General features: G+C 59.1%; 9 protein-coding genes. 7 read left to right on the top strand and 2 right to left on the bottom strand.

Annotation, left to right across the window (positions count from 1 at the left end):
- Positions 1-2,061, bottom strand: a 2,061-nt coding sequence (locus VNM72_14745; GenBank protein ID HXF06656.1) for an alkaline phosphatase family protein, incomplete at its 3' end; no start/stop codon positions are given.
- A gap of 6 nt (positions 2,062-2,067) precedes the next feature.
- Positions 2,068-4,026, bottom strand: a complete 1,959-nt coding sequence (locus tag VNM72_14740; protein HXF06655.1) for a hypothetical protein — start codon at positions 4,024-4,026, stop codon at positions 2,068-2,070.
- 369 nt (positions 4,027-4,395) lie between these two features.
- Between VNM72_14740 and rsmI the strand changes: the two genes are divergently transcribed.
- From rsmI to VNM72_14705, 7 genes are all read left to right on the top strand, one after another.
- Positions 4,396-5,253 carry a 16S rRNA (cytidine(1402)-2'-O)-methyltransferase gene (rsmI, locus tag VNM72_14735; GenBank protein ID HXF06654.1) on the top strand — a complete coding sequence of 286 codons (858 nt, stop codon included), beginning with the start codon at positions 4,396-4,398 and terminating at the stop codon, positions 5,251-5,253.
- A gap of 121 nt (positions 5,254-5,374) precedes the next feature.
- Positions 5,375-5,887 carry a four helix bundle protein gene (locus VNM72_14730; GenBank protein HXF06653.1) on the top strand — a complete coding sequence of 171 codons (513 nt, stop codon included), beginning with the start codon at positions 5,375-5,377 and terminating at the stop codon, positions 5,885-5,887.
- A gap of 21 nt (positions 5,888-5,908) precedes the next feature.
- A complete protein-coding gene (locus tag VNM72_14725; protein ID HXF06652.1) occupies positions 5,909-6,046 on the top strand; it encodes a hypothetical protein in 138 nt (45 codons plus the stop codon).
- A 104-nt stretch (positions 6,047-6,150) separates the two neighbouring features.
- On the top strand, positions 6,151-7,068 hold the full coding sequence (locus VNM72_14720) for an energy transducer TonB (protein HXF06651.1): 918 nt from the start codon (positions 6,151-6,153) through the stop codon (positions 7,066-7,068).
- A 206-nt stretch (positions 7,069-7,274) separates the two neighbouring features.
- Positions 7,275-8,198, top strand: a complete 924-nt coding sequence (locus VNM72_14715; GenBank protein HXF06650.1) for a proline dehydrogenase family protein — start codon at positions 7,275-7,277, stop codon at positions 8,196-8,198.
- An 88-nt stretch (positions 8,199-8,286) separates the two neighbouring features.
- On the top strand, positions 8,287-10,584 hold the full coding sequence (locus VNM72_14710) for a glycosyltransferase (protein HXF06649.1): 2,298 nt from the start codon (positions 8,287-8,289) through the stop codon (positions 10,582-10,584).
- A gap of 6 nt (positions 10,585-10,590) precedes the next feature.
- Positions 10,591-11,556, top strand: coding sequence for a glycosidase (locus VNM72_14705; protein ID HXF06648.1), 966 nt, complete (start codon positions 10,591-10,593; stop codon positions 11,554-11,556).
- Positions 11,557-11,589 lie beyond the last annotated feature (33 nt).

The raw sequence follows: 11,589 nt of genomic DNA, 5'->3' as shown, positions 1-11,589 counted from the left end.
GAAATACTCATGAAGGGCGACGACGCCGATGCCGTACTCCGTTCGGTGTGTGGCCGCCAGCCACTCCGTATCCGAATGAAATGCCTCGAGCCACGCGACGCGGTCTCCCTCCAAGTCGAGGTTGGGGTCCTCCCACAGTTTCAGCGGGAGATCCGGCTGGAGAGGGATGCGATCGAAGGTAATCGCTGCATCGGCCGATTGCCGCAGTCGGGCGATCGGAACGTATTTCAACCACACGCGCTCAGTTGGGGTGGACCGCTTTCGTGGCACGATGAGAGCTTGATGGTCCTCGCTTCGATAGAGCCAGATGACATCCTCTCCGGTATCGAGATCGGTTCCGCGCACCGCCGGAGCGATGGTCTCGTAGGGGATGGGGATGGCCAACATATCAACCGGATGGGGCGAGACGCCGGGTTGAACGTTATTGAGGACTCGGTGCGACGTGAGCAACTTCAGGTAGTTGATCCGGCGCAGGGATGCCTCCTCATCGAGCCGACCGTCCGGCGTCAGCGTGATCCCTCGCTCACTCCATCCGACCACGTAATTCTGGAGCTGATAGATGGAATTTCTCGGCCCGAAGGTTCGCGGTCGGATGAGGTCTTCGATTCTCACTTTTGATGGGGAGAAGCTCTCTCGCCGAAGAGCGACGAGATTGGCGAGGGTGCGACGATACTCATCGTATTGTTTGTGGTACTCCTGGAGGTTTTTGAGCCGCGCCTGTTCATCCTTGATCTGCAACTGCTCCGCGTAGGTTGTACCTCTGCGCCCGTTGAGCGCCTCGCGTCGGCGGGCGATCAGACGTTGGATGGCGTCCAGCTCCTGGCCGATTTCTTGAATCTCCTTCATCCAGGCTGCTCGGTGAGCGTCCAGGATCTCGAAGAACTTCTTCGTGAGCGCTTCCTTTACCGGACGCGGATGGTCTTTCCTCAGCTCGATGAGCAGCAGGTGGAGCAGGTTCAGATCGGAGTTCCGAAGGTGAAGACCGGCGCGTTCGTTTCCGTCATAGTCTATGAAGAGGGTGGGATACTCAGCGCGGCCTTTGAGGTAGAGCGACTCGCGACTCGCGTTGACGAACGAGGTCGCCGAGATATTGAGGCTGCGGAACTGAAAGTCGTGGAGATTGGCTCGCTTGGTGAGGACATGGTGTCCGCCCCAATCGGCGCGGGTGAAATAGCTGACGAGATTGAAGCCCTGGCTGTAGCGATCGGGGTGCGTGTTCATCCCGTGATCAGAGACGACCACCAGCACCGTATCGTCGGCGCGTGGGCTTTCTCTCACTGCCGTGTAGATGCGCCCAATGGTGGCATCGAGGGCTTTGGCTACCCGACGGAGAGTGTCGGGGCTATTGTCGGGATGGACGTTGTGGTCGAAGACGGTGAAATAGGCCGACAGGTACTCGATCTGCGGATTGGACAAGCTGTCGAGCAGGTGCTCCTCGTTACCGGCATCCAACGACCCATGAGTGTCGGCTCCTCGCATGAGACGGAGAAGCAGGTCATCCTTTGACTTAAGCCCGAAGTGTTCTTTCCCCAATTTGGCCAGAGCGAGCCAGCTCGTTCCCCGGCGAATCAATTCCAGTCCCGCTCGGCGACGCTCGAAATCAAAAGCATCTTCCAGAAGGGGGATGCCCAGCTCGTCGAGGACTTCGACGGGGCGGGGGCTCACCCGTCGTCCAACGAATGTCTCTATTTGACTGAGGATGGTGTTCAAATAATCCTCCACCCGGCCCGTCGCTCGGTCCATCTCCACGTTGGATTTGAGCGATTGATGCTGCCCGGTAGCCAGCATCGTCCACGATGGGCACGATTCCGATAATCCGCGTACGTAGAAATTCTCAAAGACCACGCCCTCGCGATAAAAGACGCGTTCGATCCAGGGCAGGTAACTGCGGCCCGTCGCGGGATTTTCCTCCCGAACATAACGCTCGATGAAGTCAGCAGGCAGTCCATCGAATTTGAGAATGACCAGTCGAGGAAAGGCCAGCGACGGAGGGCACGCGAGTGCGATTATCACCACGAAGAAGAAACATCTTTTCACCCCGGCCATCGCATTCATTCTCATGCCCACTCACCTGGAGGTCGGAGACGGAGATCCACTCTCACGCCCATTGGTCATCTCTGTCTGTGTGTGATTCGCCGTCAGCCTGTTGACGAGCGATGACAGGGTGTGATCCCGGGAGAGGATCGCGACTACTCGATCCGGTTCGGAGGACTTCACGGCTGCCAGTGTGAAGAGGCACAGCCGGCGGAGCGTATCATCCTCGGTCTTGTAGAAGACATCCCGGATGAGGGCGGCTGTTTCGGCATCGGCCAGCGAGGGATGCGCCCGGATCGCCTGAAGCGAGGCGACCAGTTCCTGCAGGTTGGCATCCTGTTCCAGACGGACCGACTCTCGCAGTGCCACCCGCAACCGATTCTTATGAAACGCGAGCTTTCGCGCGATCCGGTAGCGCCGGGTAAGTTCTGCTGTCGGCTCTTCGTGGTGATCATAGAGTCCCAGCGAGGCGTAATGGGCGAGGCGGTAGAATGCCCGGGCCAGCCTGCCGTGCACGAGCCGGCGGTATTCATGCTGGCGGTCGTGTTCCAGCCGGCGAGCAAGGGGTCCGGCGTCAGCCGTGGCCGCACGAACCAATGCCTCGTGCTGCGCTCGCGCGATCTCCGGTTGATATTTCAGCGTGTTTTCGATCGGCAGCACCTGACAGAGTTCGGCTTTTCGTGCCACAATCGGCTTCAGCTCTGACGGCAGCGAAGCGTCCATCAGAAGCACTGCCCGCAACTCCGCCAGAGCGCGCAGACGGCTGGGTTGATCGAGATCAATTCCTTTCCGCCGGGTGACAAAGCGGCTGAGCGAACGCGCCAGAAAGTATCCCAGATCACCGAATGGTGAAAGGTTGAACACATATCGGGCTGAATCATCAATCGTGCGACCGGATGCCGCCCGCACCTTCACGTTGAGCGCGTTGCGAAAATCCACGAGCAAAATGGGAATACGGGGGAAGTCCAAACCGTAAAGGGCGAGCGGAATCAACTGGCGCACGCGGGCTCCCGGCACGTCGGGAGAGACTCGTTCGTTACGATCGTTGAGGTAGATCGTCTTGCTGAAGTCGTCCCACAGCAGCAGGCGTTTGTCCGTCCAGGGATTGGCGATATTGAGGAATTTCTTGTTGAACCGGCTGCTGCCAAATCGCTGTGCGACGTCTTCTTTGGCCACCCAGAGGAGCGCGTGCGAGGGCGGCTCGCCCGGCAGACCGAGCGGCTCGAAGAAAAGTCCTTCTTCTTCCGCGCGCTGGCGGAGCAAATCCCAATTGGTGGCCTTTCGCTCGCGGCTTCGGCGCCTCTCTCCGTCAGCCGCTTCAGCCACAAGATGATCTCCCACGAGTGACGGCAGAATGCCTTCCTCGCTCAGCCGTGCCCGAAGCGTCGTGACCTCTCCGGAGGTCAATATCCTGTCGGAGGTCTTCTCATACAGCGACAGGAAGACGAGCGCCTTGGCAATTTGCGCCTCCCGATACTCGGCGAGATTCTTCCGATTCGTTCGCGGCAGGACACGAAACATCCACCCCTGGCCATCAAGAACGAGATTCTGAAGGATCAGGCCAGATACTTTCTGCCACGGCCGGTCCCCGGGCCGCGAGAGATCCAGGATCATCGGAGGAGGCGAGTTGGCCGTGCGCCGGGTCGTGACCGGATGATAGAGAAAGGGAATGAACGCCATCAGCCGCTGCAACACTGTTGGAGGCGCGTAGGTGTAAATCCACACATAGCGCAGGAGATCGTTGTCCGGTTCCTCATCTCCGAGCGTATCCCGGAGTACCGAGAGAATAGGGATCGTCTCTCCCGTCGCCGTGATCGCCTGGAGCGTGATGAGGTCCGCACCGTCGCTTAAAGGGAGGACTGTCGCCTTCACTTGAGGGAACGGCGGGGTTAGTATCGGCACCGTCGTCTGAGCCGGAGCGATGCGGAAACTTCCGCACAGAGCCATCAGCATTAGCAGGAAGCATGCACGCACAATCGCTCGCTTGGTCATACGCTTGTCCTCCGAGAATGTGGCGTCTGGCGTCATGCCGCGCCTGGCGGAGTAACTCTGCAACAGACCCATTCTCACCTCGCGCCTCAGCGTGCATTTCTTCGCGCCGATCGCAACCGTGACCAGGTTGCATGAACGATAATCAATCATAGGGGGCTCGTCGGGGATCGTCAATTGGGCCAATCCCTTCGGTGCAGCGCGCCTCGTCAAAACAGGAACAGTGTTCGTGAGGCACAAGGGAGTGTCCGATGAAGTCCAGGAGGTTTTCGAGGCTGGTGCGCGAAAACGCTCTCATCAAGTCACTTCGTTCGATCTTCGTCACATGTGGAAGGTGAGGATCGGTGCTAAAATATCGCGCGAGAGCGGACGATGTTCGGGACACTCTACATTGTTGCCACACCGATTGGAAATCTGGAGGATGTGACGTTGCGGGCGCTCCGGGTTCTGAAGGAGGTGGATCTAATTGCCTGTGAAGACACGCGCCAGACGGCCAAGCTGCTCGGGCGATACGGGATTTCGACGCCGACGATCAGCTTTCACGAGCACAATGAACGGGAGCGCACGCCGCACCTGATTCGGCGACTGAAGGAGGGTCAATCAGTAGCGCTCGTGAGCGACGCGGGGGCACCGGTTCTGTCGGATCCCGGCCTCGTACTCATTGATCGTGCTCTGGCCGAAGGAATTCCCGTTGTGCCGATTCCCGGTCCCTCCGCCCTGACGACCGCTCTGATGGCGGCGGGACTCCCGATGGAGAGATTTTTCTTTGTCGGCTTCTTGCCGGCGACGCGCGGCCAGCGAATCAAGATGCTCAGAAAGCTCAGGGACTTTCCCTATCCGCTGATTCTCTTTGAGGCCCCTCATCGTCTCCGGCACACCCTCGATGATTTATGTGAAACATGGGGGAATCAGCCCGTCGTGCTGGCACGGGAGATGACGAAAATTCACGAGGAGTTTCTCCGCACGACCCTTGAGGATCTTCGTCAGCAGATGGCATCACGCGACATTCGGGGAGAGATCGTCCTCGTGGTGGGCGGGGCACATCCCTCGGAGACCCAAACGAGCGTGGAAATGGCACCACTTCTTGATCAGGTCAGGTCGTTCGTCAGGCGATACCGGCTTGAGCCGAAGACGGCGGCCCGGATTGTGGGCGATCTTCATCGGGTCAATGCCAACATTCTCTATCGGGAATACGTGAAAACTCGGCTCGCCGTACCGGACGAGGCCTGAGGTGACTCGGAGGAGTTCGTGGTGGAGACAGGGCTTCCGAGTCCCATGGAAAATGAACACGGGCGGACAGGGATTGGCTGGGACGCTCCGTGCATCCGTGGTAATTTTTGGAGGAAACGCGGTGAACTATGATCGCTTTGAGAATTTGCCTGTGTGGAAGGCAGCCAACAAGCTGGCAGTGAAAGTGTACAGTTTGACGGATCGTGTTGTGTTCAAAGGTCAGGGAGATTTGCGAGATGAGCTTCGGCGAGCTGCTCTCTCCATCTCCAGCAACATTGCCGAAGGATTCGAGCGGGGGACGACCCAGGAGTTGCTGACGTTTTTGTACATCTCGCGGGGCTCGGCCGGCGAAGGCCGTTCGATGCTGTGGTTGTGCGATCGCCCGCCGGCCGCGAGCGAACTCAGATCTGAAATGTCAAATCGGAGATCGCTTTCCGAAAATAACTCGCGCCAGTTGCGTGCTTGGACTGATTCCCTGCAAAACTCGGATATTAAGGGCCAGTGCTACCTGACCGAGAGCGAGCGCCGCGCTTTTCGGCACAGGCGCGACCGCGAGGAGTTCTTGCAAGAGCTACGCTGCATCCAGGAAGAGAACATCCGGAGGATGCAGAGTCGCTCGGCCGCCGAAGATTGAATCCGGGAGGATGAACGATGAGTGATCGCACATCACGCGACCGGCAGGCTGATCTATCGGAATCTCTCCGTTATGACCGGTGCCCTGACGGTCACACCTCACGTCTGGGTCACAGGGCGACGATACGATCCGGCGCATACCTTCGTGACGGCTGGATGAATCATCCTATTTTCGCGCCAGCGGGACGCACTCTCGGTCACCGTAAAGGTCCTCGGCTTTGGGTTGGTCGCATTCGGGACTGGCCCCGTCATCTCCACACGGTGATGGCCAAGACAGTTGGCCGACACCATCAAGCCCGGTTGCTGTGCCTGCTTCTAGCGGTGACGACGGGCGCCTGGGGATCTCAGTCGCGTCCGGTGCAGCGGAGACAATGGGGAGCGAATATCACCATTTCTTTCTATGAGGCTGTGGGAGTGACTTCACCGTCGAGTGATGAACCCATGCGTTTCCCGCAGACGTTTGACAATCTGGAAGCCGAGCTTCTCTACCTCCGGCGAAGCCTGGGATGGGAAACCATTCAGCCGCGTCATCTTCGCTCGGTTGGGTTGCTGGGCGGAGAGATCTTTCGAGATGGGCTGGCGGTGTCGGGCGCACCGCTCGATTGGGAGCTGACCGTGCGCTCGGTCTCATCGGATTCGGTTGTCCTGGATTTTCGTCTCGTGAACGGTGATTCTCCACTGCTGCATGTGAGTCGCCTTCAGGTTCACAACTTCGAGACCGTCGCCTTGCTGACCTCATGGCGACCGCCGCAGAAATCCCCGCCCGCGTCAACGGAGGGGTCGTCGGTTGACGTCATCTCGCTGGCCGTGACGCTCACGCCTGTCATCACCGCCTCGTCACAGTTATCCAGTCGCCCTGAAGACGTGGCGTATCCCTGTGATGAATACGGTCGCCCCGTTTCACTCACCGCCTCGGATATCTTCATCCCACCGATCATCATGCAACGGGTCGTTCCCAAATTTCCCTCGCGGCGCGCCATCTCGGGGACGGTCCTGGTTGAAGGCGTGATCACTCCAGAGGGGACGGTTACCAATGTGCGTGTGCTGAAAACGTTTGACGTGGAGATGAACGTCCCTGCAATGGACGCTTTCCGTCGCTATCGGTTGCTTCCCGCACGACTCAACGGGCGGCCGACCTACGCCGTCTTTCGGGAAGAGATCCGGTTCCAGGCGGTCCCATGAAGCGGGTCTCGGCCCGAACCCACCACGGAGGTGTGCGCCGCAGCGAGCTTTGGGTCATGTTCGGACGCATCTGACGAGGAGGGGAGTTCTTTCACCCTGTGAGCGGTGCTGGTTGGAAGCAGAAGGATACGTGCAACGGTTGACCGGATTGTTGCGAAATTGCTACAGTTGTCGCCGCATTCAGCGCCAATGACGAGGAGCGAGCAATGGGACTCATGAGGAACCTCCTTCTGGCTGCTTCCACTAATCGGTGGCTTCGCGAGCACGCACCCCGGTACTGGTTTGTCCGACGCACGGTCGCCCGCTTCCTGCCGGGGGAGACGCTCGACGATGCATTGCGCGCCGCCCGGGCATTGCAGGAGAAGGGAATCGCCACTGTGCTGACGCATCTGGGGGAAAACGTCACCGATGCCGCCGAGGCGGAAGCGGTGACCCGCCATTACCTCGATTTACTGAATGTGATTCATGCCGATCATCTCCCGGCCGAAATTTCCGTCAAGCTCACGCATCTCGGGCTCGATCTCGACCCGGAGTTATGTTTCGGCCATCTTCGTGAATTGATCGCAGCGGCGAGTCCCAGGACGACCGTATGGATTGACATGGAGTCGAGCGGCTATGTGGACATGACGCTGGAGTTGTATCGGCGGGCGCGTGGGACCTATGCCAATGTGGGAGTTTGCCTCCAGGCATACCTCTATCGCACCGAGCGCGATCTGGAATCGCTCCTGCCTCTGGCCCCGGCCATTCGTCTCGTCAAGGGGGCCTATCGAGAGCCGCCCGATCGCGCATTCCCGCGCAAGCGCGATGTGGACGCGAATTTCTTCCGCCTGGCGCAGCGTCTGCTGACGGCGAATGAACCGGGTGTGCGCATCGCCATTGCCACGCATGATCGCCACCTCATCGCTCGGATCCAGGAGTATGCTCGATCGCGCGGCCTGCCCAAAACCGTCTGCGAATACCAGATGCTTTATGGAATTCAACGCGCCGAACAGATTCGCCTCGCTCAGGATGGCTATCCGGTGCGCGTGCTCATCTCCTACGGATCATACTGGTTCCCCTGGTTCATGCGGCGGCTGGCGGAGCGTCCGGCCAATGTGCTCTTTCTCGTGCGTCATCTTTTGACGGGATGAATCGCTTGACCGGTTCTTGATTTTCTCGCGGCGCTCTACGTAAAATTTTCACGTTCCTGAACCGACGATCAATCGGGAGGAGAGCTCTATGAGATCCAACCGACAGGGCGATCGGCGAAAGGAACGTTTTCATGTGTGTTTGATTGGGACGTATCCGCCGCGACAGTGTGGGATTGCCACATTTACCGCTGATCTCTGTCAAGCACTCATGCAGGTGGATGCGGATGTCCAGGCGTCGGTGATCGCTATTACAAATCCTCCGCTGATGTCCGAACATCCGTCGGAGGTCGTCTTCGAGATTCGACAGCATCAGCTTACTGATTATCGGCAGGCTGCCGAGTATATCAATCTCTCCGGTGCCGAGGTGGTTTGTTTGCAGCACGAATACGGGATCTTTGGCGGGCCGGCGGGCCGATACATCCTGGAGCTGCTGGACTGCTTGCGGAAACCGGTGGTGACGACGCTTCACACCGTTTTGCGCGAGCCGGAGCCGCTGTACCGGGAGGTCCTCATTCATCTGGCCGCTCTATCAGACCATCTCGTGGTGATGAACAGCAAGGCGATCCCGATTCTCCAGCATGTCTATGACATCTCACCGGAAAAAGTGAGTCTGATTCATCATGGAGTCCCGGACGTGCCGTTTATTGACTCGAATTTCTACAAAGACAAATTTGGCGTGGAGGGGCGATTTGTCATCCTCACCTTCGGATTGCTCAGCCGGAACAAGGGCATTGAGCTGATGCTCGAAGCCCTGCCGGAGGTCGTTCGCGCTCATCCCGAAGTCGTCTATATCGTGCTCGGAGCGACGCACCCCGAGGTCAAGCGGCAGCAGGGAGAGGAATATCGCCTCTGGCTGCGACGCCGGGTGCGCGAGCTGGGATTGGAGGACTATGTTCTCTTTCATGATCGCTATGTGGAATTCGATCAGCTCTGCGAATTCATCGGTGCCTGTGACATCTACGTCACGCCGTACCAATCGCGGGAACAGATCGTGAGCGGAACGCTGGCCTATGCGGTGGGCATGGGGAAAGCCGTTGTCTCGACGCCCTATCTCTATGCTCAGGAGTTGCTGGCGGACGGGCGGGGACGCCTGGTGCCCTATGGGGATCCGCGGACGTTGGCGCAGACGCTCATTGAGCTGATTGAAAATCGCGCGGCGCGCCATCAGATGCGCAAACGGGCCTACCAGTTTGGCCGGGACATGATCTGGACGGAAGTGGCCAAACGCTATCGTCAGCTCTTCGACCAGGTGGTGGCCAGTTATCAACCGAAGTCACTGACGGTGACGATGAAGGCGCTCTCCGGCGTTGAGTACGAGCTGCCGGAAATCAAGCTCGATCACCTCATCCGGCTCACCGATGATACCGGATTGATCCAGCATGCCACTTACGGGATTCCCAATCGTTTGCTCGGTTACTCGACCGATGATCAAGGCCGGGCGTTGGTCGTCACGCTCCGACACTACCAGCAGTTCGGGGATGAGCGAGCGATTGATCTGGCGACGCGGTATCTGAGTTTTTTGCAGTATGCTCAGCGGCCCGACGGCCAATTCCACAACTTCCTCGATTACACCCGTCATTTCCTCGATGATCGGGGCAGCGAAGATACGCAGGGACGAGCGCTATGGGGGTTAGGTGCGGCTGTGGCTCTTGCCCCGCGTGAGGGGATGCGGGCGCTCGCACGCGATCTCTTTGAACGATCCATCGAGGGATTGACGCTTCACCATCCCCGCGCCCTGGCCTATGCCGTGTGTGGGCTGGGCTACTATTTGCAGCACTACGATGGAGCGGCAGCCACCCGGCGCAAGTTGAACGAGCTGGCCGCACAGATCCTCGCCTGGTATGATCGTTACGCCGACGACACCTGGCAGTGGTTTTGCGATGAGCTGACCTACGCCAATGCCAAAATCCCTCACGCCCTGCTTGTCGCCTATCGCGTCACCGGAGATCAGCGATTGAAGCAGGTGGCCCTCCGCACGCTGGATTTCCTGTTGGCCGAAACCTATCAGGACGATCACTTTGATTTCATCGGCAATCAAGGGTGGTATCGGCGGGGAGGTGAGCGCCCCCTCTTCAGCCAACAGCCGATTGAAGCGGGATACACGGCGGAAGCCTGCATGGCAGCCTACGATATCACCGGCGACGAACGGTATCTCGAACTGGCCCGCGCAGCGGCAGAATGGCTCCTTGGGCGCAATCGTCTGGGTGCTCGTCTCTACGATCTCACCACCGGTGCCTGCGCCGATGGATTGGAGATGCATGGTCCGAGTCTCAACCAGGGAGCGGAGTCAGCTATTGGGTGCATGTTGGCTCTGCTGGAGGTTTCGGAGCAGCGCACCGAACAGGTCGAGCTGAAGCAAGCGACCTCGGCGACGGTATCTCTCTAGGCGGACGTGGCCCGATCTCGACAACGAGACTCACTGCACGAGCTGTTTCGGCGATATCGCGGCAATCCCATCCTCACTCCGGCGGACTGGCCCTATCCGGTCAACGCCGTTTTCAATCCCGGTGCTGTTGAGAAAGCGGGCGAGACGGTGCTCCTGGTCCGGGTGGAAGATCTTCAGGGATTCTCTCACCTGACGCTCGCCCGCAGCCGCGATGGACTCACTCGATGGAGAATCTCCCCCACGCCCACGCTCACGCCTGATCCTCAGCACGCCGAAGAACGCTGGGGGATCGAGGATCCTCGCATCGTCTGGCTGGAGGACTGTCAGCAGTATGCCGTGACATACGTCTCCTTTTCCCGGGGCGGACCGGTGGTGTCGCTGGCTCTGACGACCGATTTTCGTCACTTCACGCGATTAGGGCCTTTGCTTCCGCCGGAGGATAAGGATGCCTCACTTCTGCCCCGCTGCATCAAGGGGCGGTATGTCCTCATTCACCGCCCGATCATTCGCGGGGAAGCTCACATTTGGATTGCGACCTCGCCCGATTTGAGGTTCTGGGGGGAGCATCGCATTCTGGTTCCGGTTCGCCCGGGCTGGTGGGATTGTCACCGGGTGGGGCTGGGGCCTCCACCGATCGAGACGCCGGAGGGCTGGCTCCTGATCTACCACGGAGTGCGGATGACGACATCGGGGAGTCTCTATCGCGTTGGCATGGCTCTGCTTGATCTCGATGAGCCCTGGCGGGTGATGCATCGCTGCCGGGAGTGGGTGTTAGCCCCCACACACCCCTATGAGTGGACGGGCAATGTGCCGGGCGTCGTCTTCCCTACCGGGGCTGTAGTCAACCGAAAGACCCGCATGCTTCATCTTTACTACGGTGCTGCTGACTCAGTCGTTGGGGTGGCGCTGGCAGACATGGGTGATATCCTGACCTATCTCAAGAAGTGTCCTCAACCGGAGATCGAGCGATGATAATCCAACGTCTTGCTGAACAAGAGGAGGATT

The sequence above is a fragment of the Blastocatellia bacterium genome (assembly GCA_035573895.1).
Lineage (GTDB): Bacteria > Acidobacteriota > Blastocatellia > HR10 > HR10 > DATLZR01.
This window is presented reverse-complemented; position numbering and strand designations above follow the sequence as displayed.

Excerpts from the sequence above, each read along its gene's own strand:
- VNM72_14740 (HXF06655.1), bottom strand. The coding sequence starts at position 4,026 with ATGACCAAGCGAGCGATTGTGCGTGCATGCTTCCTGCTAATGCTGATG.
- rsmI (HXF06654.1), top strand. The coding sequence starts at position 4,396 with ATGTTCGGGACACTCTACATTGTTGCCACACCGATTGGAAATCTGGAG.
- VNM72_14720 (HXF06651.1), top strand. The coding sequence starts at position 6,151 with ATGGCCAAGACAGTTGGCCGACACCATCAAGCCCGGTTGCTGTGCCTG.
- VNM72_14715 (HXF06650.1), top strand. The coding sequence starts at position 7,275 with ATGGGACTCATGAGGAACCTCCTTCTGGCTGCTTCCACTAATCGGTGG.
- VNM72_14710 (HXF06649.1), top strand. The coding sequence starts at position 8,287 with ATGAGATCCAACCGACAGGGCGATCGGCGAAAGGAACGTTTTCATGTG.